Source organism: Roseomonas sp. WA12 (assembly GCF_054165765.1).
Map to the genome: position 1 here is coordinate 804,690 of NZ_CM135108.1, position 22,689 is coordinate 827,378.

Below are 22,689 nucleotides of genomic sequence, written 5' to 3' on the forward strand. Positions count from 1 at the left end.
TCCCTAGCCCCCCCGGGCCGGGCCGTAAATGCGCTGCCGCGCAGACGGGCCGGCCGGGCCGGTGACCGACGTCCCCCCGCAAGCCCCCGCGCCGCGCGTCTGGGTGCTTGCCGATCCGCGCGCCGGCACCGCGGCCCAGGCGCTGGGCGTCGCCGAACGGTTGGGCGAGCCCTTCCGCACCATCCTCCTCGCCTGGGGGCCATTGGCACGCCTGCCGATCTCCTGGCCGAGCCCCCTCGGCCTCACGGCGGAATCGCGCCGGACGCTGCGCCACGCGGCGCTGGAGCAGCCCTGGGCGAGGATGCGGGCGCTGCTCGCCGTGAGCCCGGGAAAGCCCCGAATCGTACCGGAATGGCCGGAACTGGTGATCTCCGCCGGCCGCCGCAGCGCCCCGGTTTCGCGCTGGTTACGCCGCCAGGGGGCGCGCACCGTGCACTGCATGCGCCCCGGTCCCGGCGAGCGCGACTTCGACCTGCTGGTCATCGGCCAGCATGACGACCCGCCCGAGGCCCCGAACATCCTGCCCATCCTGGGCGCCACGCACCGGATCTCCCCTGCCACCCTGGCCGCGGCCCGCGCGGAATGGCCCGCACTGGAAGCTTTGCCGCGACCCCGCGTTGCGATCCTCCTCGGCGGCGCCGTCAGGGGGGAGGGGATGCAGCCGGCCGAAGCCCTGGCCATTGCGGATCGCGTGCTTCCCCATGCCGGCAGCATCTTGGCCACCACCAGCCGCCGCACCGGCGCCCCGGCCGGGGATGCGCTGGCGGCGCGCCTAGCGAGGGTGCCGGGCCTGCTGCATCACTGGGGCGCGCCGGGGCCGAACCCCTATGCCGCCTTCCTGGCCGCGGCAGATGCGGTGGTGGTGACGGGCGACTCTGTCTCCATGCTCTCTGAGGCCCTCGCGACCGCCGTCCCGGTGTTCATCGCCGGCAGCCCGCCGGACGCACCGCGCCACCGCGCCCTGCATGCCGCCCTCATCGCCGCCGGGCAGGCCGTGCCGCTGGACGCGTTCCCACATGCCCCGCCAAGGCGCCCGCTGGATGAGAGCGGCCGGGTGGCCGAACTCGTCCGCAAGCGCTTCCTGGGCGGTTAGGGCGGCACCGACGCGGCGGCATCAGCGCACCGGGCGCAGTCCGCGCGCGGCACCCATCCGGCGGCCGGAGCCACGCCGCGTCCCGCGGCCCCTTGCGCTCAGACACTGTCTCAATCCGGTTCTCCCCTCCCCAGACTGTCCGGCCATCCTTCGAAGTGCGCGGCTCCGTCCATCCCATAGGCGTGGATGACCCTGCCCGTATTCCGAGTAGAGGAACATTCTTGCACACGGCTCCGTGAGGCGTGATATCTCCAGTGTGTAATAACGGGAGGCGGGTTCTTGCGGGACGATTGCCGCGACACCCTAGAGTGCGGGCCGAAGGGGCCCACAGCCGCAGGGCTCGGCTTCCTTCACGGGGCGGGCCATGTGGCGGGGCTGATCCGCCGCCTTGATGCTGCGAGCTGCCCGTTGGGAGCTGTCGAGGAGTGGTCCGCCACGCTGCGCTCTGTCCTCGGCACGGTGCTGCCGGCCCGGGCTCAGATCGTGGTCTTCTGGGGCGAGGACTATGTCGCCCTGTACAACGATGCCTACGCGCCCTCGATCGGGGACAAGCACCCCCGTGCTCTCGGCCGCCCGGCCCGCGAGAGCTGGGGGGAGTTGTGGGACACCCTCGCCCCGATGCTCGACGGCGTGCGGACCAGCGGGGAAACCCTGCACGCGCGCGACCTCCGCTTCCTCACCGATCGCCACGGCTACTTGGAGGAGGTGTTCTTCGATATCTCGTACTCTGCGGTCCATGAGGGCGCGACGGTGGCGGGCGTGCTCTGCATCGTCACCGAGACGACCGGCCGGGTGCTGGCGGCCCGGCGCATGGACGCACTGCGCGGCGCGGCACTCCGCCTCGCCGCGGCGACCAGCCCGGAGAGTGCCTGCGCCGCCGCCCTCGAGACGCTGGTCACCCAGAATCCCGCCGACCTGCCCTGGGCTCGCATCCTGCTCGTCGGCTCGGAGGGCCTGGCCGAGGTGGCGGCGCATGGCACCGCCGCCGCCACGGGCCATCCCGTCGCGCCGGAAATGGAGGACGCGGTCAGCGCCGTGCTGCGCGACGCGACCCCGCGCGAGGTGCCGGGCGGCCTTGCCCTGCCGCTCGTCACTAGCACCGGCGTGGCGGGGGTCTTCCTGGCCGGCCTCAACCCCAACCTGCTCCTGGCCGGGGATTACGGGGGGTTTCTGGGCCTTGCCGCAGGGCAGATCTCCCTTGCCGTCACCCGGCTGCGTCGAGAGGAGGAGGAACGCCGCACGGCAGCCCTGCTACGGGAGAGCGAGGCGCTGTTCCGCAACATGGCCGACCACGTCCCCGTCATGATCTGGATGACCGAGCCGGACGGCCGGTGCTCATACCTGAATCGGCGCTGGTACGACTTCACGGGCCAGAGCCCTGGCGACGGGCTCGGCTACGGCTGGGCGGACATGGTGCATCCTGAGGACCGCGCCCTCGCCTCGGACACCGCCGCGCGCTCCATGGCAGCGGGCCGGCCGTTCCAGATCGAGTACCGGCTGCGCGCCGCCGACGGGTCCTATGGCTGGGTCATCGACGCCGCCCGGCCGCGGCTGGACGGGCAGGGGCGCTTCGCCGGCTTCATCGGCTCGGTGCTGGACATCGGGGACCGTCGCCGGGCCGAAGAGGCGCGTGACCTTCTCTCGCGGGAACTGTCCCACCGTATCAAGAACATCTTCATGGTCACCGGCGGGCTGGCGGCGCTGACGGCGCGCGGCGATCCGGCGGCGGCAGCCTTCGCAGGGCGGCTGCAGGCGCGGTTGCGGGCGCTGTCCCTGGCGCATGACCTGGTGCGGCCCGAACTGCCCGCCGGCCCGACAGCCGGCGGAATGCCCGTCACGGGGCCCGCGCCCCAGCCCCCCACCCTGCACGGCCTGATCCGGGCGCTGCTGGCGCCCTACTCCGAGAGGATCGGCGATGGCACCGACCTGGCCCGCGTCGCTGTGATGGGAGCGGACGGGCCGGTGGGCTTCGCCGCTGCGAATGCCCTTGCCCTCGTTCTGCACGAGCAGGCGACCAACGCCGTGAAGTACGGCGCTCTCTCCACCACGGAAGGCCGGCTGTGCATCGAGACCCGGCTCGATGATGGGGCGCTGTGGCTGGAATGGCGGGAGACCGGCGGCCCACGCGTGGCCGGCCCGCCCGAGCGCCCGGGCTTTGGCACGCTGCTGGCCGGCCGCAGCCTCAGCGGCCAGGTGGGTGGCTGGATGGACCAGGACTGGCGGTCGGAAGGGCTCGTCGTGCGGCTCTCCGTGCCGGCCACCGGCCTCGCCCGGTAGGACGCCCGAGCCCTAGTCCACCCGCACCGAGGGGCGCGCCAGGCGCCGCAGAGCACCCGCCGCCCAGACCAGCGGCGCCCGCAGCCCGTGCACCACGAGCTGGAACTGGCGATAGAGCAGGGCGTAACTCAGCCGCGCCAGCCACCCTTCAATGAAGGCGCCTCGCAGCACGCCCAGCCGGCCGAGGCTGCCGAAGGCGTCGTAGTCGCCCAGGGAGACCAGCGCGCCGCGCTGCACGTAGCGGAAGGGCGGCATCGGCCCGCCACTGCGGATGCGGCCGGGCAGATGGCGGGCAAGGTGGCGCGCCTGCTGGTGCGCCACCTGGGCCGTGGCGGGCAGGGGCCGTTCCTCCCCGGCCGGAACCAGGGCGCAGCAGTCACCAAGGGCAAGGATGGCCGGGTCGGTCATTGTCACCATGGACTCGTCCACGCGGATACGGCCGGCGCGGTCAATCTCCAGCCCGTCCAGCGCCCGCGTCACCTCCGGCGCGCGGATGCCGGCGGCCCAGACGCGGATCTCGGCGGGAATCCGGCGCCCGTCCTTCAGTACCACACCGCTGGCATCCACTGACGCGACGGCGGCGCCCGTCAGCACCGTCACCCCGAGTTCCCGCAGCACCGCAGTGGCGGCATCGGAGACCTTTTCCGGCAGGGCCCCGAGAATGCGCGGCGCCATCTCCACCAGTGTCACCCGCAGGCGCTGCCGGAGCCCCGGCAGCCCGTAGCCGGAGGCGAGATCCAGCGCCTGGTGCAGCTCGGCGGCCAACTCCGTGCCGGTTGCGCCGCCGCCCACGATGACGATGGAGAGCTCGGGCGCGGCGGTGTCGTCCAGGCAGCGGATCACGGCGCGGCGGAGCTTGGCGCGAAAGGCCTCAGCCTGGTCGCGGCTGTCGATGAAGTCGCAGTGCTCGCGCACGCCGGGTGTGCCGAAGTCGTCGGCGTGGCTGCCGATGGCGAGGACGAGCGTGTCGTAGGGCAGGGTGGCGGTCGCCTCGTCGCGTCCCTGGGCGTCCTGCAACGTGCCGATCACCACATGCCGCGCCGCCCGGTCCAGTCCACGCAGCAGCCCCGGGCGATAGGCCATGCCGTGCCGCGCGGCGTGGTCGAGATAGGTCACTTCCTCCTGCGCGGTGTCGAGCGTGCCGGCGGCGACCTGGTGAAGGCGCGGCTTCCACACATGGGAGGAAGCGCGGTCGACCAGGGTGATGGCCAGGCCGGGGACGTGTTTGCGCGAGAGGCGCGTGGCGAGGTCGAGCCCCGCAGCGCCGCCGCCGAGGATCACCAGACGATGCTCTTGCGCCAATCGCGCCTCCCCTCCCTCAAACCCACCCTCTCCCTAGCGTCCGGTGCCCCGAAGGGTTGATCCGGCTCGCCGCGCGACGGCGCCAGGACGGCCGGGGACTTGCCCCGCGCCCGCTTCGGGGGCACCACCGCGGCGAGGATCGGAGGGAACGTCCCATGGCACGCAAGCACCGGATCGCCGTCATCCCCGGCGACGGGATCGGCAAGGAGACGACGCCGGAGGGGCTGCGCGTGCTGGACGCCGCCGCCCGCCGGTACGGCTTCGAGCTGGAACTCGCCCATTTCGACTGGTCCTGCGAGACCTATGCGAAGACCGGCAAGATGATGCCGGATGACGGGCTGGAGCAGCTGCGCCAGCATGACAGCGTGTTCCTGGGCGCGGTCGGCTGGCCGGGCGTGCCGGACAACGTCTCCCTCTGGGGCCTGCTGATCCCGATGCGCCGGGATTTCGACCAGTACATCTCCCTCCGCCCCTGCCGGCTGATGCCGGGCGTGCGCTCCCCGCTCGCCGATCGGGCGCCGGAGGACATCGACTTCGTCGTGGTGCGCGAGAACACGGAGGGCGAGTACTCCTCCTCTGGCGGCCGCATGTTCCGCGGGACCGAGCGGGAGTTCGTGACGCAGGAAAGCGTCTTCACGCGCCAGGGCTGCGACCGGGTGATGAAATACGCCTTCGAGCTGGCGATGCGCCGCCCTCGGAAGAAGCTGACCTCTGCCACCAAGTCCAACGGCATCACCTTCACCATGCCCTTTTGGGACGAGCGCTTTGCCGAAATGGCGAAGGCCTATCCGGACATCAAAACCGACCAGTTCCACATCGACATCCTCTGCGCCCATTTCGTGCAGCACCCCGACTGGTTCGACGTGGTGGTGGCCTCCAACCTGTTCGGCGACATCCTGAGCGACCTCGGCCCCGCGGTGGCCGGCTCCATCGGCATTGCGCCCTCGGCCAACATCAACCCCGAGCGGAACCACCCCTCAATGTTCGAGCCGGTGCATGGCAGCGCGCCCGACATCGCCGGAAAGGGCATCGCGAATCCCATCGCCCAGATCTGGTCCGGCGCCCTGATGCTGGAGCATCTGGGCGAGCCGGAGGCCGCGGCCGCCATCACGGACGCAATCGAATCACTGCTGGCTGATGGCGGGCCGCGAACGCGCGATCTCGGCGGCAATGCCGGCACGGTTGAGGTGGGGCGTGCCCTGGCCGAAATCGTAGGCCAGGGCTGAACAAATCGAACCGGCAGCTTTGATAGTCGCCGTCGATCAGATGGATAGACACTTGAACGTATGTTCAGGTGTCGGTATAAATCGCATGGGTGTTGCGAGTTATTCTCAACAACATCGCAACACGGGAATGGGACCGGATCGGATGGGGCACGACTACAGCTACATCGCCCGCAATTGCGAGCGGGCCGTCGTCACGGCCTATCGCGAGTTGCGTGACACCGGAACGAATGATTTCAGCGCCTTCGGGGCCTGCACCTCGCTCTACCGGATCCACCATCCGGAGGCGACGGTGACCGAGGCGCGCCGCCTCGTCGCCGAGTGGATCGACCACCACGTCGTCCGCGTCGATCCCGGTCCGACAGTGGGCTGCGACTGCGACTGATATGGCCGGGCGCATGATGCGCCCGGTTTCCTGGCCAGGGACGACCCTGGCCTGATCTCTTCCTTCCGGGACATCCCGGTCCCCTTTGAAAGGGGCCGCGACATGGCCTGGATTATCCTTGTGTTCGCCGGTCTGCTCGAGGTCGTCTGGGCCTTCGCCATGAAGGCATCGCACGGCTTCACCCATCTGGGCTGGAGCGCGCTCACGCTGGTGGCCATGGTGGCGAGCGTCGGCCTCCTGGCCTTCGCGATGAAGACCCTGCCCCTTGGCACCGCCTATGCGATCTGGACGGGAATCGGCGCGCTCGGCGCCTTCCTGGTCGGCATTGCCGTGCTGGGCGAGGCCGCGACGCCGTTGCGCCTGGGCAGCGCGGCCCTGATCCTGGCCGGGCTGATCGGGCTGAAGCTCGCCTCGAGCGAGTAGGGGCCGCCCAGCAGCGCAGGCGGCCCGTCAGCGCTACTTCTTCTCCATGTTCCAGAAGAACTGCACGGGGGAGAGCACCATCCCCGTCAGGTTCCGCCGGTATGCCATAGGCTGCTCCACCTTGCCTGCCGGCGCGTAGGGCACCGCCTCGAAGGCGCGGCGCTCGATCCGCGCGGCGAGGGCCTTCTGCGCGTTCAGGTCGTCGCTCGCGATCCACTGGTCGCGCAGCGACTCCAACTCGGGGTCGTCGGGCCAGCCGAACCAGGCTGTCGCGCCATTCGCGCGGACCAGCGGGTGCAACGCCGGGTTCAGCGTATCCGCCCCGGACCACAGCGTGTGGAAGACGGACCAGCCGCCCGCGTCCGGCGCGCCGCGATTGGCGCGGCGACCGATGAAGCTCGCCCAGTCCGTGGAGATCAGCTCCACGTTCATCCCGAGGTTCTTCAGCAGCTCCTGCGTGACGAGGGACTGGTTGTAGGCGATGGGCTGGTCTGCCGGTGCCAGCAGCACGACCTTCTCGTTGGCATAGCCGGCCTCGCGCAGCATCGCCTTGCCGCGATTCAGGTCGCCACGCATCGCCTCCGCCCCACCGGCGCCGGAGGACATGGGAGAGCCCGGGGTGAAGAAGGTCTTGGCCTCGGCATAGTAGTCGGGGCTGCCAACCACAGCCTGCATGTAGTCCGTCTGGCGCATGGCCATCATTACGGCCTGCCGGATCCTCGGGTTGTTGAAGGGCGGCTGCAGGTGGTTGAAGCGCATCAGCAGGGCGAGTCCGAGCGGCACGTTCTGGATGGCGATGTTGCGGTCGCGCCGGAGCACGGGCAGCAGGTCCACCGGCGGCTGCTCGTACCAGTCCACCTCTCCCTGCAGCATCGCACCCACCGCCGCGGCGGGCTCGGTCAGCGCCATCCATTCGATGCGGTCAATCTTCGCGACCTTGCCGCCGGCGGCCCAGGAGGGCGCCTCGTCGCGAGGCTTGTAAGCGGCGTAGCGCTCGTAAATGGCGTTCTGGCCGGGCACCCACTGCGTCGTCTGGAAGCGCCAGGGGCCGGAGCCGATGGCTTCCGTGATGTTGCGCGCGGGGTCGGTCATCGCCACGCGCTCGGGCATGATGAAGGGCACGTTGGAGGACAGCTTGCCGAGCGCCGCCGTGATCTGCGGGAAGGGGCGTTTCAGCCGCACCGCGAAGGTGCGGGCATCCACCGCGTCGTAGCCCTCCACGAAGCCTGCGAAGGTCTGGCCAAAGGCATCGCGTGCGGACCAGCGGCGGATGGAGGCGATGCAGTCCTGCGCGCGCACCGGCGTGTTGTCGTGGAAGGTCAGGCCGTCGCGGAGCTGGAAGGTCCATTTCAGGCCATCGGTCGCGCTCTCCCAGGCCTGCACCATCTGCGGGCGGATCTGGAAGTTCTCATCCGTCGCGAAAAGCGTGTCGTAGATGAGGTAGCCGTGGTTCCGGATGACGTAGCTCGTCGCCACGATCGGATCGAGCGAGGGCAGGGGCGTGGAGGGGATGAAGCGCAGCGGCACCGCGGCCTGCGCACGGGCGGGCCCGATATAGGGCATGCCGGCAATGGCGGCGCCGCCGGCGAGAAGGTGGCGTCGGGTCAGGCTCATCGGTCGATCCTTTTCGCGTTGGATTCCGTGCGCCTGGGTGGCGCCTCCCAGCGTGTCGTCTTTTGCTTGGGAGCGGTCCTTGCGAACCGCTCCGTGTCGTCCTCAGTCGTGGCGGCTCAGGCCGCCCGCTTCAGCCCCACATCCGGCAGCACGGGCCGCTTCGCAAGCGCGGCTTCCATTATGGCCTGCACCTCGGCGCGCTCATGCTCCGGCAGGGCCAGGCGCGGCGGGCGGGTGATGAAGGAGCCGCGGCCCATGATGTGCTCGCACAGCTTGATGCATTGCACGAGGTCCGGCCGCGCATCGAGATGCAGCAGCGGCATGAACCACTCGTAGATCGGCATCAGCTCGGCCATGCGGCCCTCGCGCGCCAGACGGAACAGCGTCTCGCCCTCCACGGGGAAGGCGTTGGACATGCCGGAAACCCAGCCCTCGGCGCCCATCAGCACGCTCTCCACCACCACGTCGTCCAGCCCCGCGAACAGGGTGAAGCGGTCACCGACGAGGTTGCGGAGATCGGTGAAGCGCCGCGTGTCGCCCGAAGATTCCTTGAAGCACACCACCGTCTCGACATCGGCGAGCATCGCCAGGATGTCGGGGGTGACGTCGTTCTTGTAGATGGGCGGGTTGTTGTAAACCATGACAGGCAGGTCGGTGGCCGAGGCAACGCCGCGGAAATGCGCCGCCGTCTCGTGCGGCTTGGCGGAATAGACGAGGGCGGGCATCACCATCACCCCGTCCACGCCGATGCGGGCGGCCTCCCGCGCCGTGTCGCAAGCGAAGGCGGTGGTGAACTCCGCGATGCCGGCGATGACGGGCACGCGGCCGCCGGCGGCATCGTTCGCCGCCTCCATCACCTGCACCTTTTCGCTGAGTGACAGCGCGGTGTTCTCGCCCACCGTGCCGCAGACGATCAGCCCCGAGACGCCGTCCCGCACGAGGTTGCCGATGACCCGGTGCGTCGCTTCGATGTCGAGGCTGAAATCCTCACGGAACTGGGTGGTGACGGCCGGGAACACGCCCTGCCAGCCGATCTTCTTCGCCATGGATCAACCCCTACGCTGCCACCGAAACGTAGATTGGATAAAATAGACGGGTCAAGCGCGCCGATGCGCCCGGGCGTCAGGCGGCTATCCCCTCCCGCGCCCAGCGGATCGATGCCAAGGCCAGCGCTTCGATCGTATCCACGACGGGGAAAGCCAGGGCGGGGCCGGCCGCGATACCCAAGGGAATTTCCGTGCAGCCGAGTACCACGGCCCGGGCACCTCGGGCGGCAAGCGCCCGCGCGGCTTCGGCCAGCGGAGCATGGGAGTCCGCCACGCGGTTCGCCTTCACCAGGGCAATCCCGGGCGAGACGAGCCGAGCCATCTCCTCCTCCGTAGGCACGGACACCTCCCAGCCCCCGTCGCGCAGACCCTCCTGGTACAGCCCCATAGCAAGGGTCGCCGCCGTGCCCATCACCCCGATCGGCCCAGGCCCGATGCCCTGGCGGCGCAACGCCTCGGCCGCCGCCTCGACGATGTGCAATATAGGCAGCCGCGTCGCAGCGCGCATGCCGTCGATCCAGCCATGGGCCGTGTTGCAGGGGATGGCGATGGCGCCGACGCCCGCCGCTTCGAGCCCGCGGATGCCGCGAAGCAGGGCCGGAAGCGGATCGGGCCCGGTGCCCTGGCGGGCGGCGGTGCGATCCGGCACGCGAGGGTCGGACCACAGGATGGCGGGGATGTGGTCCTGGTCCCGCCCGGCCGGGGTGAGCAGCGTGAGCTGGCGCATGAATTCCGCGCTGGCCAGCGGGCCCATCCCTCCGAGCACGCCCAGCACCCGCGCCTCCGTCCCGTCCCCGTCCATGCCGCCACTCCTTTCCATAGGGCCTCCCTTAGGAAAGCCCGTCCCAGACCAGCTTCGTGCCCGTGACCGCCAGCAACGCATAGACCAGGTTGTAGAAGGCCCGGTCGGAGACCCGGCGCTGCAGCCGGATGCCCAGATGCACACCGATCGGCGCGAAGGGCACCAGGACGAGGCTGGTCAGGATGTTCGTCCAGTCCAGCAGCCCCAGCCCCCAGTAGGGCACCAGCTTGGCGTAGTTCACCACCCCGAAGAACACGGTGGTGGTAGCCGCCAGCACCTGCCGGTCCAGCCGCAGCGGATAGAGATAGATGGCCAGCGGCGGCCCGCCGGAATGGGCGAGCATGCTCGTGAATCCCGAGGCGGTGCCCCAGAACCAGGCCTTTGCTGCGTTGGGCGAGGCAGGGGGCGGCAGCAGGCCGCGCAGCCGCTGCCAGATGCCGCGCGCCAGGAAGCCGAGCGTGAGCAGCCCCAGCATCAGGCTGACCCCGCGCGCCGAGAACATCCCGAAGGCCAGCGTCCCGAGCACGAGGCCCAGCACGCCGCCGGGCAGGATGGCGCGCATCTCCCGCGCGCTCCACTGTCCCCACCAGGCCCGCAGCCCCGCCACATCCATCACGCAGAGCACGGGCAGCGCAATGCCCACCGCCTGTGGCGCCGGGATCACCGCGGCCATCATCGGCACGGCCACATTCCCCGCGCCGGAGGCGAAACCGCCCTTGCTGATCCCGTTGATCAGGAAGCCCGGAATGGCCAGGGCGTAGAACCAGGGGTCGGTGATCAGGGGCACAACAGGGATGATGCGCCGCGCGCCTGCCCTGCGCCACCACCCCCCTGACACCGGGCGCGTTCCGGCCTACAGCCTGGGGCCGCGGCGCCACCTGCCGCCGACCGCGCCAGGATAGCCCATGGACCATATGCACGACCCCGTCTGGATCGCCGCCCTGGCGGCGGTGATGGCGGCCACCGGGCTCGTCTCGGGCACGCTGGCGGGGCTGCTCGGGGTGGGCGGGGGCATCGTCATCGTCCCCGTGCTGTTCAACGTCTTCCCCTTCCTCTCCATCCCCGAGGCAATCCAGATGAAGCTGGCGGTGGGCACCTCGCTCGCCACCATCATCCCCACCTCCATCCAGTCCGCCCGCAAGCACCACGCCAAGGGCGCGATGGACGTGCCGCTGCTGAAGGCGATGATCCCCTCGCTCATCGGCGGCGTGCTTCTGGGAACCGTCATCGCCATCTTCGTGCGCGGCTACACCCTGACGGCCATCTTCGCGGCCGTCGCGCTGGTGGTGGCGCTGAACATGGGGTTCACGGGTGTGGACTCCCGCATGCGCGAGAGCTTCCCCACGGGCTTCCTCCGCCACGTCCTCGGCGCCTTCATCGGCGCGATCTCCGCAATGATGGGGATCGGTGGCGGCACAGTGGGGGTGCCGCTGATGAACCTCTTCGGCACGCCCATCCGATCGGCGGTGGCCACTGCCTCGGCCTTCGGGATCGTCATCTCGATCCCCGCGACCATCGGGTTCATCTATGCCGGCTGGGGCAACCCGATGCTGCCGCCGGCAAGCCTCGGCTACGTCAACCTCATCGGCTGCCTTCTGATCGTGCCGACCTCGATGCTCGCGACCCCCTGGGGCGTGCACCTCGCGCACACCATCCCGCCGCTGGCGCTGAAGCGGGCCTTCGCCGTGTTCCTCGGCATCACCGCCGTGCGGATGATCTACTCCCTGGTGACCTGAGGGGTCATCGGAGGGCTTGTCACGGCGGGCCGAGCGGGGTTGAACCCGCGGCCCCGTCGTGGAGCGCCCCATGCAGCCCGTCATCGGCATCGATTTCGGCACAACCAACAGCGTCGTCACCGCGCTCGGCGCTGACGGGCAGGCGGTGACGCTGCGCCACGACACGGGCGAGGTATTCCGCTCCGTCCTCTGTTTCTGGTCGGACCCGCAGGGCGGCGCACTGCGCCACGCGGCGGGCCCGGCGGGGATCGAGGCCTATCTCGAGGAACCGCTCGCCAGCCGGCTCATCATGTCGATGAAGAGCTACCTGGCGCAGCGCAGCTTCATCGAGACGCGGATCTTCGGGCGCCGCTGGACTCTCGAATCCCTCATCGCCCTGTTCCTGCGCGAGCTGCTGGCCCCCTTCGGCCCGGCGCTCGACGGCGCGCGAGTGGTGGTGGGCCGCCCCGTGCGCTTCGTCGGTGCCAGTGCCGCGGGGGAGGGGGCCGAGGACGAGCTGGGCGAGGCCCGGCTGCGCGCCGCCTTCGCCGCCGCCGGCCTGCCTGCGGTGGAAGTGGCGTTGGAGCCCGCCGCCGCCGGCCAGCGTTTCGCCGCCGGGATCGAGCGCCCCTCCACCGTGCTGGTGGGCGACTTCGGCGGCGGCACCAGCGACTTTTCCGTGCTGCGCTTCGATCCGCGCTCGCCGCGCCAGGTTGCGGCCCTCGGCCATGCCGGTGTCGGCCTGGCGGGCGACGCCTTCGACACGCGGATCATCGACCAGGTGGTCTCGCCCATGCTGGGCAAGGGCGGGGACTATGCCGTGATGGGCAAGATGCTGCCCATCCCGCCGGGCTGGTACGCCAGCTTTGCGCGCTGGCACCAGCTGCCCCTGATGCGCGGCCCCAAAACCCTGCGCGACATTGCGGAGGTGGCCCGCACGGCCGAGCACCCGGAGCGTCTGCATCACCTGATCCGCCTGATCGAGGACGAGTCCGGCTACGCGCTGTACCGCGCCGTGTCCTCCGCCAAGGCCGCGCTCTCCTCGGCCGAGGAAACCGTCCTCCGCTTCGAGCATGAGGACCTGCGGATCGAGGCCCCCATCGCCCGTGCTGCTTTTGAGGCTTGGATCGCCCCGGACCTCGCGCGGATGGAGGCGGCAGTTGACGCCGCCCTGGCCGATGCCGGCACCGGGCCCGAGGGGGTGGACCGGGTCTTCCTCACCGGCGGCACCTCCCTCGTGCCCGCCGTGCGCGCCATCTTCGCCCGGCGCTTCGGGGAGGAGCGGATCTTCGGCGGCGGCGAGTTCGTCTCGGTGGCCGAGGGGCTGGCCCTGATCGGGCGGCAGCCGGGCTGAACTGCCCAGTCCGCCGGGCTAGGCTCTGCCGCGCATGTACCGCCGCTCGGGCCAGTAGGCGCGGCGGGTGAGCAACTGGCGGAGAGCGTGGCGAAGGCGCGCGATCATGGGGCTCTCCGGTCCGGGTGTTGATGTCCCCCATTCTGGGGTGGGAGCGGTTCCCGGAAGGTTAACGCCGTCAGGCTCTCAGGACGCGCCCCCTGGTTGACCCGGCCGCCCCCGGCCCATATACCGCCGCCTCTCCCCGGGGGACGGCTCACGTCGCCCCGCCCCTCGACGTGTGGCCAGGCAATTATGAAGATTCGCAACTCGCTCAAGACCGCCAAGGTGCGTGACAAGAACTGCGTGCTGGTTCGCCGCCGCGGCCGTCTGTACGTGCTCAACAAGAAGAACCCGCGCCTGAAGGCCCGCCAGGGCTGACGAAGGGCCGGCTGTCCCGCGTGGGCGGCCGGTACGCCTCTTCCGGGGGCACGGATCAGGGCATGAGCCGCCGAGGGACCTCCTCCGGCGGCTTTTCGTCTTGGCTGAACGGGTGGCAGGACGTGCGCCTGCGCTTGCCGCGCGGGGACGCCGCACCCATCCTGCAGGTCATGCCGGAGGACTGCCCATGATCTCCCTGCCCGCGCCCAAGCCCGATGTGATGGCCCGCCGCGACGAGATCCTCGCCGGGTTGCGCGCCCTGGTGCCGGGGGATGGCGTAATCACCGAGGCGCTGCGCCTCCGTCCCTATGAGACCGACGGCCTTTCCGCCTACCGCCAGCCGCCGCTCGCCGTGGTGCTGCCGACGAGCACGGAGCAGGTGGCGGCCGTGCTGCGCCATTGCCACGAGAACGGGGTGCGCGTGGTGCCCCGCGGCGCCGGCACCAGCCTCTCCGGCGGCGCGCTGCCGCTGGCCGATGCGGTGGTGATCGGCATGATGCGGATGAACCGCATCCTGGAGGTCTCCTTCGACGATCGGCTCGCCGTGGTGGAGGCGGGCGTCACCAATCTCGGCATCACCAAGGCCGTGGAAGGGGGGGGGTTCTTCTACGCGCCCGACCCGTCCTCCCAGCTCGCCTGCATGATCGGCGGCAACGTGATGATGAACTCGGGCGGCGCGCACTGCCTGAAATACGGCGTTACCGCCAACAACCTGCTCGGCGTGAAGTTCGTCACCATCGAGGGCGAAGTCATCGAGATCGGCGGCGGGCACCTAGATGCCGCCGGCTATGACTGGCTCGGACTCATCACGGGCAGCGAGGGCCAGCTCGGCATGGTGACGGAGGTGACGGTCCGCATCCTCCGCGCCGCCGAGGGACAGCGCGCCATGCTGGCCGCCTTCGGCAGCACTGAGGTCGCGGGCGCGGCGGTGGACGCCATCATGGCCTCCGGCGTCATCCCCGTGGCGCTGGAATTCATGGACCGCCCCTGCATCCATGCCTGCGAGGCCTTCGCCCATGCCGGCTACCCGCTGGATGCCGAAGCCATGCTCATCATCGAGGTGGAGGGCAGCCTGGAGGAGCAGGACGCGCTGCTGTCGCGCATCCGCGATATCTGCGCGCGCTTCGATCCCATCTCCATGCGTGTCGCGACCAGCGCCGAGGAGAGCATCGCCATCTGGAAGGGCCGCAAGGGGGCTTTCGGGGCGGTGGGTCGTATCTCCCCCGACTATCTCTGCATGGATGGCACCATCCCGACCGGTGAGCTGCCCCATGTGCTGCGCCGCATCGGCGAGATGAGCGAATCCTACGGCCTGGGCGTGGCCAACGTGTTCCATGCCGGCGACGGCAACCTGCACCCCCTCATCATGTTCGACGCCAACGACCCAGAGAGTTTCCACAAGGCCGAGGCCTTCGGCGCCGACATCCTCAAGCTCTGCGTCGAGGTCGGCGGCTGCCTCACCGGGGAGCACGGGGTCGGCGTCGAGAAGCGCGACTTGATGGGCGTGCAATTCAACCCACCCGAACTCGCCCAGCAGCGCCGAGTGAAGTCCGCTTTCGACCCGGAATGGCTGCTCAACCCCGCCAAGGTCTTCCCACTCGCCGACAACCCGCTCGTCGCGGCTCCCCAGGCAGCGGAATGAGTGCTGTCCCCGACCTGGCGCCGGGTACGGAAGAGGGCGTCGCCACCGCGCTGCGCAACGCCGCCGCCCCGCTGGCCATTGAGGGAAGCGGCACCACGCTCGGCATGCTGCGCCCCGTGCAGGCGGCGCGCAGCCTTTCCACCCGCAACCTGACGGGCATCACGCTCTATCGCCCGCAGGAGATGGTCCTCTCCGCCCGCGCCGGCACGACGCTGCCCGAGATCGAGGCGGCGCTGGCGGAAAAGAACCAGATCCTGGTGCCAGAGCCACCCGATCTGCGCGGGCTGATGGGCGTGCCGGACGCGCCGCCGCCCAGCATCGGCGGGCTGGTCGCGGCCAATCTCTCCGGACCCCGCCGCATCACCGGATTCGCGCTGCGCGACGCCGTGCTCGGGTTACGCTTCGTGAATGGCGCGGGCGAGGTGCTGCGCGCGGGCGGGCGGGTGCACAAGAACGTCACGGGGCTGGATATGTGCAAGCTGCTTGCGGGCAGCCACGGCACGCTCGGCGTTATCACGGAGGTAACCCTGAAGGTCGGCCCAGCCCCCGAGCGCACCGCCACCCTCATCCTGCCCGTCGCGGACGAAGCGGCCGGCGTCGCCGCGCTCTCGACGGCCCTGACCAGCCCTTATGGGATCACCGGCGCCGCCATGCTGCCCGAAGGCGCCCGTGCGGCCGGGATCGCAGGCCCCGCCGCGCTGTTGCGGTTGGAAGATGTGGACGCCTCCGTCGCCTACCGGGTGGGCCGTCTTCGCGCTGCCCTACCCGGCGGCATGGTGATTGAGGGCGACGCGTCCCGGGCTCTATGGCAGGCCATCCGCGACGCCGCGCCGCTCGCGCCGTCTCCCGACGAGGCCGTCTGGCGTCTCTCGGCCCGCCCGTCCCGCGCGCCCGGCCTGGTCGCGGCCCTGCGGGACGGGATCGGCGCGCGGGTGCTGCTGGACTGGGGTGGCGGCCTGGTCTGGGCGGCCGCACCGGCCACGGCCGAATTCCATGCGGCGGTGATGACTGCCGCCGCCGCCGTGGGCGGCACATTTACCCTGTTCCGTGCCCCCGATCCGCTGCGCGCGGCCGTGGCCGTGCTCCCGCCCGAGCCGCCGGCGCTGGCAGCTCTTTCCGAGCGCGTGAAGGCGTCGCTGGATCCGGCGGGACGCCTCAACCCCGGCCGGATGCGGGCCGGAGGTTGAAACGCCGGCGCGTGACCGTCGCCGGCTCACGGAATGCTGTCTGTCAGCCGCGCCATGATCCGGCCATTCTTTGCGAAGTCACACGGAGACGAATTGCATGACGTTCCCCACCCTGCGCCGGGGCCTACTGGCGCTGGCGGTCCTCTTCGGCGGCCTCGCGGCACTGCCGGCCCTCGCCCAGGGCGACCCGAGCTTCAACATCGTCAACCGCTCCGGCCGCACGATCCAGGAGCTGTATGTCTCCTCCGCCCAGGTCAACAGCTGGGGGCAGGACCTGCTCGGCACCAATGTGCTGGCCAATGGCGGCTCCTTTCCGGTGCGCCTGCCGGCCCGCCAGTGCGTGAACGACATCCGGGTGGTCTATGACGGCGGTCAGGCCGAGGAGCGCCGCTCCATCGACACCTGCCCGCTGAACGAGGTGGTCTTCGGCCAGGGCGGCGCGGCCTCTTCGGGCGGCAAGCGCGGCGCCCCGGCCCAGGCCGGCCGCCAGGGCAACCCCTCCTTCAACCTGATCAACCGCACCAACCGCACCATCCAGATCCTGCGCGCTTCGCCGTCCTCCGACAGCAGCTGGGGCGAGGATCGGCTCGGTGATGCCGTGGTGCCGCCCGGCAGCACCCATGCCGTCCGCCTGCCCCAGGGCGAGTGCACCTATGATATTCGCGTGGAGTATGAGGATCGCGCGGCCGAGGAGCGCCGCGGGGTCGATCTCTGCGGCGTCGCCAACGTCACCTTCCCCTGACGCACTCGGGCGGCGCCGTATTGGCGGCGCCGCCCTTACCCTTTTCCGGCTACCCGGCCCGCTTCTTGCTCATCACCTCCCCGGAACGACGGGGCGGCATCCCGCCCCGGGGCAGGGGATGGCAGCATGAACAGGATGATCGGGCGGCGGAGCGCGATGGGTCTCGGCGCGGCAGGGCTTGGGGCCGGCCTTCTTGCCAGCCCGCGTCTGTCGCTCGCACAAGCGCCGCACCGCCTGAAGTTCACCCTCGATTGGGCGATGCACGGCGCCTATTCCTTCGCCGTTGCGGCGGAGCGGAACGGGCTGTTCCGCAAGTACAACCTCGAGATGCCGATCAACCGCGGCTACGGCTCCGGCCGCGTGCCTATCGACATCGCGGCCGGCACCTATGAGCTCGGGTTCGGCGACCTCACGCCCATGCTGCGCTTCATGGCCGAAAACCCGGATCGCGGCCTCGTCTGCGTCGCAGTCCTGTATGACCGTTCGCCCCTCTCGGCCACCGTGCGCGCCGAAGGACCGATCCGCGAGCCGAAGCAGCTCGCCGGTAGGACCCTCGCGGCGCCGGAGCTCGACGGTGGGCGCCAGATATTCCCCGTCTTCGCCCAGGCGGTCGGGATCGACCTGGCCTCGATCAACTGGATGAGCGTCTCGCCCGAGCTGCGCGAGCCGATGCTGGTGCAGCGCCGCGCGGACGGCATCACCGGCTTCGTCACCTCCACCGCCCTCTCGCTGAAGGCGTTGGGCATGGATCTGCCGCAGCAGCGCATCTTCTACTACCGGGACGCCGGGCTGGATTTCTACGGTTCGGGGCTGGTCACCACCCGCGCCATTCGGCGCGAGAAGCCGGAAGCGATTCGGGCCGCCGTCGGGGCACTCACCGAGGGGATGGTCTGGGCCTATCGGAACCCCGCCGAGGCCATCACCCATCTTAAGTCTCGCGAGAGCCTGACCGACGTGGCCATCGAATCCGAGCGCCAGAAGCTCGCCTTCGACCAGATGCTGCTTTCGGACCCCGTCCGCCAGCACGGCCTCTCCTATGTCGAGCCGGCCCGGCTGAAGCGGCAGATCGACGCGACGGTGGACACCTTCAAGCTACCAAGCCGCCCGACGCCGGAGGGCGCCTTCACGGATGAGTACCTGCCACCAATCGCCAGCCGCATGTTGTGAGGGCGCGCGCCCGGCGGCGCCCTCAAGCCTCAGCCAGCAGCCCAGCGAGGTCGAGCCGGCGCGAGAACATCTCCAGTGCGCCATCCGTCCCGCGCGGCCAGTCGGCTTCCGGCCGGTCTCGGTACAGCTCCACGCCGTTCCCATCCGGGTCGCGCAGATAAATCGCTTCGGACACGCCGTGATCCGAGGCGCCGTCCAGCGGAATGCCCGCAGCGATCACCGCCTGCACCGCGCGGGCGAGCGAGGCGCGATCGGGGTAGAGAAGGGCGACATGGTACAGCCCCGTCGTGCCGGGCGCCGGGGCTCGCCCGCCCGCGCTCTCCCAGGTGTTGAGGGCGATGTGGTGGTGGTAGCCGCCGGCCGCGAGAAAAGCGGCGCCGGGCCGGCGCATCGTCTCCTGCAGGCCGAGCGTATCGCGCCAGAAGCCGAGCGCGCGCTCGAGATCCGACACCTTGAGATGCGTGTGGCCGATCCGTAGCCCGGGCGGGGCCGTGGCGGGCCGCGGCGCGGACGTTTTGGGCGAGGGGATCGTGTCGGGCATGGGCGGGGCTCCTGTATCCCCCCAATCTCGGCCGCGCCGCCCAACAGGGCCAATCGCCTCTCCGAATGGACGGCATCCGCGGGGGTGATCGGGCAACATCCGCCCGGCCCGGGCGTTCCCCCGCCGACCCTTTCACACCGGAGAACGAGATGGCTCAGGATTCCGATGGCGCGAGCCGCCGTGGCCTGTTGCGCGCGGGTGGGCTGACCGCGGCCGGGCTGGCCCTTGGTGCCGCCGGCGCCCCCGGCTATCCCGCGCCCACCGAAACCGACCTGGGTGGCGTCGCCGGCGGCCGCGTGCAGTTCCCCAACTGGCGGGGCGAGGCCGAGCCGCCGCCCGCGCCGGCCCCCAACCCCGTGCCGCCCGGTGAACGCATCGGCTACGCCATCATCGGCCTCGGCCGGATCAGCGTGGAGGAGATGCTGCCCGCGCTCGGCGAGGCCAAGGGCTCCAGGGCCGTCGCCCTCGTCAGCGGCAGCCCGGAGAAGGCGAGGGAAGTGGCCCGCCGCCACGGCATCGCGCCGGAGAACGTGCACTCCTACCAGGACCTCGAGAAGCTGCGGGACAACCCGGCGGTGCAGGCGGTCTATATCGGCCTGCCGAACGCGATGCACCGCGAGTACACCGAGCGTTGCGCGGCAATCGGCAAGCACGTGCTGTGCGAGAAGCCGATGGCGAACACGCCCGAGGACGCGGCCGCGATGGTGGCAGCCTGCGAGCGCGCGCGCGTGAAGCTGATGATCGCCTATCGCTGCCAGTATGAGCCCTACAACCGCGAGGCCATTCGCTTGGTCCGCAGCGGCGAGCTGGGCAAGCTGCGTTCCATCGAAGCGACGAACGTGCAGTCCTCCGGCACGATCGAGCAGTGGCGCTTCAACCGCGCGCTCGCGGGCGGCGGCGCGCTGCCGGATATCGGTCTCTACTGCCTGAATGCCACGCGCTACATCACGGGGGAGGAGCCGCTGGACGTCATGGCCCGCAGCTACTCGCCGCTGGGCGATCCTCGTTGGAAGGAGGTGGAGGAGAGCGTCTCCTTCATGCTCCGCTTCCCCTCGGGCGTGATCGCCAACTGTCTGACCTCTTACGACTCGTTCAACGACAAGACGATGCGCCTGCATTTTGAGCGCGGCACGGTCGAGATGCCCGACGCCTTCTCCTATCACGGGCAGCAGATGTACGTGTCGAAGCGGGAGGGCGAACTGGTCTCCCGCGTGCAGCGCCGGATCGAGCCAAAGAACCAGTTCACGCTGGAGATCGACCACTTCTCCGACTGCGTCCGGAACGACCGCCGGCCGCACACCCCGGGTGAGGAGGGCCTGCAGGATCAGAAGCTGATGGCCGCAATCTACCGCGCCGCCGCCGAGGAACGCCCGGTGGAGATGCCGAAGCCGCCGGGCCCGACGCGCGGGCCCGAGCCCGCCCAGGCGGGCTGAGGCTGCGGGGCTGATGCAGGCCGGTTGACGCGGGAGGCGGCGCTCGGGCAGAAGGCGCCGCCTCGCATGCCCGTGGGCCGCAAGCGTTAGCGTTATCCAACGCGCCCACGGGCCTCTAGCGGCCCTCCGAGAGGCGCGTTTTCGATGCATCCTGAACCATCCCCCGTGTCCGCTTGGCGGCTCACGCCTTTCCTCGCCATCGTCCTCAGCGGCTTCCTGGCCATCGCGATGCCGCTGCCCGTGCTGTCTCTGCGCGTCCATGACGGGCTGGGCTTCTCCCTCGTCACGGCCGGCTGGGTGGTCGGGGCGCAGTCCCTGGCCACCATCCTGACGCGGCAATGGGCGGGGTCGCTGATCGACCGGCGCGGGCCCAAAGCAGCCGTCATGATCGGCTTGCCGCTCGCTGCCCTGTCCGGGCTAATCCTCCTTGTCTCCACCTTCGTCACCGATCCCGGCGCCTCGCTCGCCGTGCTGCTGGTCGGGCGCTTGGTCATGGGACCGGCCGAGAGCCTTTTTCTGACCGGGGCGATGACCTGGGGCATCCTGACCCTTGGCGCCCATCGAACCGGGGTGGTGATGACCTGGCAGGGGATCGCCATGTTCGTCGCGCTCGGCCTCGGCGCACCCCTGGGCCTCGCGGTGATGGGGGCATACGGCTTCGCGGGGGTGGCGATCGCGGCTGTCCTGTTGCCGCTCCTCGGATTGGCGGTTGCGCTGTCGCAGCGGGCAATCGCGCCGCTGGCAAAGGGGCGCCGCGCCTCCTTCCTCAGCGTGATCGGCCTCGTCTGGCGGCAAGGTGCGGTGCTGCTCCTCGGCGTCGCGCCGCAAGCCGTGCTGGGCAGCTTCGTCGCGCTCTATTTCGCCAGCCGTGGCTGGGAAGGGGCGGGGCTCTCCCTCACCGGATTCGGGATCGGTTTCATCCTGGTCCGCCTCTTCCTTTCCCACCTGCCGGACCGGCTTGGTGGGAGACGCGTGGCGGCGGGGTCACTGGTGGTGGAGGCGCTCGGCCAGGCGCTGCTGTGGACGGCCCCGACGGCCTCCCTCGCGCTGTTAGGCGCTTCGCTGACCGGCGCGGGTTTCTCTCTCATCTTCCCGGCCATGGGGGTGGAAGCCGTGCGGCGCGTGCCGGAAGCCAGCCGTGGCCTTGCCATCGCCAGCTTCAGCGCCTTCCTGGACGTGGCGATCGGACTGTCCGGCCCTGTCGCAGGGCTGATCGTGGGACTCGGCGGCTATCCCGCGGTGTTTCTGGCCGGGGGGATCGGCTGCCTCGCTGGATTGCTGTTGTTGGTGGGACGAGACGCTCCGGCCGAACGGGCATGAAAAAGGGGCGGCGGATTTCTCCGCCGCCCCTTTTTTTGTCCCGATCCGGGTGACCCGCTTAGGTCACCTGCAGCCGCCGCTCCACGATCTGCGTCTTCATGTTCTTCTGCAGCTTCTCGAAGGCGCGAACCTCGATCTGCCGCACCCGCTCGCGCGAAATGTTGTACTGCTGCGAGAGCTCCTCGAGCGTGGTCGGCTCGTCCTTCAGCCGGCGCTCGATCAGGATGTGCCGCTCGCGGTCGTTCAGCGTGCTGAGCGCGGAGTTGAGCAGGTCGCGCCGGTTGGTCATGTCCTCCCGGTCGGCAAGCTCCTCCTCCTGGCTCTCGCTGTCGTCCACCAGCCAGTCCTGCCACTCACCCTCGCTATCGGCGCGGATCGGGGCATTCAGGCTGTTGTCCGGGCTCGCCAGACGACGGTTCATCGACACCACGTCCTGCTCGGGAACCTGCAAAACGCGGGCGATCTTCTCCACCTGCTCGGGCTTGAGGTCGCCCTCCTCGAGAGCGGCCATCTGACCCTTCAGCCGGCGAAGATTGAAGAACAGCTTCTTCTGCGCGGCGGTGGTGCCCATCTTCACCAGCGACCAGGAGTGCAGGATGTATTCCTGGATCGCGGCGCGGATCCACCACATGGCGTAGGTGGCCAGACGGAAGCCACGGTCCGGATCGAACCGCTTCACCGCCTGCATCATGCCAACATTGCCCTCGCTGATGAGCTCTCCCACCGGCAGGCCGTAGCCGCGGTAGCCCATGGCGATCTTGGCGACGAGGCGGAGATGCGAGGTGACGAGCTTGTGGGCCGCGCCTTCATCCTGGCTGTCGCGCCAGCGCTTGGCGAGGTTGAGTTCCTCCTCCGGCGCCAGCATCGGAAACTTACGGATCTCCTGCAGATAGCGGGAGAGATTGCCCTCGGGGGCGATCGGTATCATCGAACTGGAAGCCATGGATGCATCTGCCTCCTGAACCGGCCGGGCGGCCCCCGGGACGGGCGGGCGCGCGGACGG

At 70.2% G+C, this 22,689-nt stretch carries 22 protein-coding genes; 15 read left to right on the forward strand and 7 right to left on the reverse strand.

What is annotated here, in order from left to right; all coding sequences use genetic code 11:
- Positions 1–61: 61 nt before the first annotated feature.
- Positions 62–1,093, forward strand: coding sequence for a mitochondrial fission ELM1 family protein (locus ACVBD7_RS03985; protein WP_458096206.1), 1,032 nt, complete (start codon positions 62–64; stop codon positions 1,091–1,093).
- Positions 1,094–1,372: 279 nt separating this feature from the next.
- Positions 1,373–3,370, forward strand: a complete 1,998-nt coding sequence (locus ACVBD7_RS03990) for a sensor histidine kinase (protein ID WP_458096207.1) — start codon at positions 1,373–1,375, stop codon at positions 3,368–3,370.
- Between the two features lie 12 nt (positions 3,371–3,382).
- Here ACVBD7_RS03990 and ACVBD7_RS03995 read toward each other — a convergent pair whose 3' ends face one another.
- The gene (locus tag ACVBD7_RS03995; RefSeq protein WP_458096208.1) at positions 3,383–4,672 is read right to left on the reverse strand and encodes an NAD(P)/FAD-dependent oxidoreductase; all 1,290 of its coding nucleotides are present in this window, start codon (positions 4,670–4,672) and stop codon (positions 3,383–3,385) included.
- Between the two features lie 155 nt (positions 4,673–4,827).
- Here ACVBD7_RS03995 and ACVBD7_RS04000 point away from each other — a divergent pair, with 155 nt between their 5' ends.
- The 3 genes from ACVBD7_RS04000 to sugE all read left to right on the forward strand — a co-directional run bounded on the left by ACVBD7_RS04000 (position 4,828) and on the right by sugE (position 6,703).
- Positions 4,828–5,898, forward strand: a complete 1,071-nt coding sequence (locus tag ACVBD7_RS04000; RefSeq protein ID WP_458096209.1) for a tartrate dehydrogenase — start codon at positions 4,828–4,830, stop codon at positions 5,896–5,898.
- 142 nt (positions 5,899–6,040) lie between these two features.
- Positions 6,041–6,280, forward strand: a complete 240-nt coding sequence (locus tag ACVBD7_RS04005) for a hypothetical protein (protein ID WP_458097635.1) — start codon at positions 6,041–6,043, stop codon at positions 6,278–6,280.
- Between the two features lie 102 nt (positions 6,281–6,382).
- On the forward strand, positions 6,383–6,703 hold the full coding sequence (gene sugE, locus ACVBD7_RS04010; RefSeq protein ID WP_458096210.1) for a quaternary ammonium compound efflux SMR transporter SugE: 321 nt from the start codon (positions 6,383–6,385) through the stop codon (positions 6,701–6,703).
- Between the two features lie 33 nt (positions 6,704–6,736).
- Here sugE and ACVBD7_RS04015 read toward each other — a convergent pair whose 3' ends face one another.
- The 4 genes from ACVBD7_RS04015 to ACVBD7_RS04030 form a co-directional block, all read right to left on the reverse strand.
- Positions 6,737–8,317, reverse strand: a complete 1,581-nt coding sequence (locus ACVBD7_RS04015; RefSeq protein ID WP_458096211.1) for an ABC transporter substrate-binding protein — start codon at positions 8,315–8,317, stop codon at positions 6,737–6,739.
- A 116-nt stretch (positions 8,318–8,433) separates the two neighbouring features.
- The gene (locus ACVBD7_RS04020) at positions 8,434–9,363 is read right to left on the reverse strand and encodes a dihydrodipicolinate synthase family protein (protein WP_458096212.1); all 930 of its coding nucleotides are present in this window, start codon (positions 9,361–9,363) and stop codon (positions 8,434–8,436) included.
- A 76-nt stretch (positions 9,364–9,439) separates the two neighbouring features.
- Complete coding sequence (gene cuyB / locus ACVBD7_RS04025) at positions 9,440–10,165, reverse strand: cysteate racemase (RefSeq protein ID WP_458096213.1); 726 nt, start codon at positions 10,163–10,165, stop codon at positions 9,440–9,442.
- A gap of 28 nt (positions 10,166–10,193) precedes the next feature.
- Positions 10,194–10,952: a sulfite exporter TauE/SafE family protein gene (locus ACVBD7_RS04030; protein ID WP_458096214.1), complete on the reverse strand. Its 759-nt coding sequence runs from the start codon at positions 10,950–10,952 to the stop codon at positions 10,194–10,196.
- Positions 10,953–11,070: 118 nt separating this feature from the next.
- Between ACVBD7_RS04030 and ACVBD7_RS04035 the strand changes: the two genes are divergently transcribed.
- From ACVBD7_RS04035 to ACVBD7_RS04070, 8 genes are all read left to right on the forward strand, one after another.
- On the forward strand, positions 11,071–11,901 hold the full coding sequence (locus ACVBD7_RS04035) for a sulfite exporter TauE/SafE family protein (protein WP_458096215.1): 831 nt from the start codon (positions 11,071–11,073) through the stop codon (positions 11,899–11,901).
- Between the two features lie 70 nt (positions 11,902–11,971).
- Positions 11,972–13,234, forward strand: a complete 1,263-nt coding sequence (locus ACVBD7_RS04040; RefSeq protein ID WP_458096216.1) for an Hsp70 family protein — start codon at positions 11,972–11,974, stop codon at positions 13,232–13,234.
- Between the two features lie 294 nt (positions 13,235–13,528).
- Entirely contained in the window at positions 13,529–13,654 is a 126-nt protein-coding gene (ykgO, locus tag ACVBD7_RS04045; protein ID WP_377050454.1) for a type B 50S ribosomal protein L36, read from the forward strand.
- 62 nt (positions 13,655–13,716) lie between these two features.
- Positions 13,717–13,845 (forward strand): hypothetical protein, encoded by a 129-nt coding sequence (locus ACVBD7_RS04050; RefSeq protein WP_458096217.1) that lies wholly within the window; start codon positions 13,717–13,719, stop codon positions 13,843–13,845.
- A complete protein-coding gene (locus tag ACVBD7_RS04055; RefSeq protein WP_458096218.1) occupies positions 13,842–15,296 on the forward strand; it encodes an FAD-linked oxidase C-terminal domain-containing protein in 1,455 nt (484 codons plus the stop codon). Before ACVBD7_RS04050 ends, ACVBD7_RS04055 begins: the two co-directional genes overlap by 4 nt.
- Entirely contained in the window at positions 15,293–16,483 is a 1,191-nt protein-coding gene (locus ACVBD7_RS04060) for an FAD-binding protein (RefSeq protein ID WP_458096219.1), read from the forward strand. The genes ACVBD7_RS04055 and ACVBD7_RS04060 overlap by 4 nt, the downstream gene beginning before the upstream one ends.
- 97 nt (positions 16,484–16,580) lie before the next feature.
- Complete coding sequence (locus ACVBD7_RS04065; protein WP_458096220.1) at positions 16,581–17,225, forward strand: hypothetical protein; 645 nt, start codon at positions 16,581–16,583, stop codon at positions 17,223–17,225.
- Positions 17,226–17,351: 126 nt separating this feature from the next.
- Positions 17,352–18,392, forward strand: coding sequence for an ABC transporter substrate-binding protein (locus ACVBD7_RS04070; protein ID WP_458096221.1), 1,041 nt, complete (start codon positions 17,352–17,354; stop codon positions 18,390–18,392).
- Positions 18,393–18,414: 22 nt separating this feature from the next.
- On the opposite strand, the gene ACVBD7_RS04075 is transcribed toward ACVBD7_RS04070, so the two are convergent.
- Complete coding sequence (locus tag ACVBD7_RS04075; protein ID WP_458096222.1) at positions 18,415–18,933, reverse strand: VOC family protein; 519 nt, start codon at positions 18,931–18,933, stop codon at positions 18,415–18,417.
- Between the two features lie 149 nt (positions 18,934–19,082).
- Between ACVBD7_RS04075 and ACVBD7_RS04080 the strand changes: the two genes are divergently transcribed.
- A complete protein-coding gene (locus tag ACVBD7_RS04080) occupies positions 19,083–20,366 on the forward strand; it encodes a Gfo/Idh/MocA family protein (protein ID WP_458096223.1) in 1,284 nt (427 codons plus the stop codon).
- Between the two features lie 165 nt (positions 20,367–20,531).
- The gene (locus ACVBD7_RS04085; RefSeq protein ID WP_458096224.1) at positions 20,532–21,686 is read left to right on the forward strand and encodes an MFS transporter; all 1,155 of its coding nucleotides are present in this window, start codon (positions 20,532–20,534) and stop codon (positions 21,684–21,686) included.
- A gap of 58 nt (positions 21,687–21,744) precedes the next feature.
- Here the strand turns inward: ACVBD7_RS04085 and rpoH are convergent, their stop codons facing one another.
- Positions 21,745–22,629: an RNA polymerase sigma factor RpoH gene (gene rpoH / locus ACVBD7_RS04090; protein ID WP_458096225.1), complete on the reverse strand. Its 885-nt coding sequence runs from the start codon at positions 22,627–22,629 to the stop codon at positions 21,745–21,747.
- Positions 22,630–22,689 lie beyond the last annotated feature (60 nt).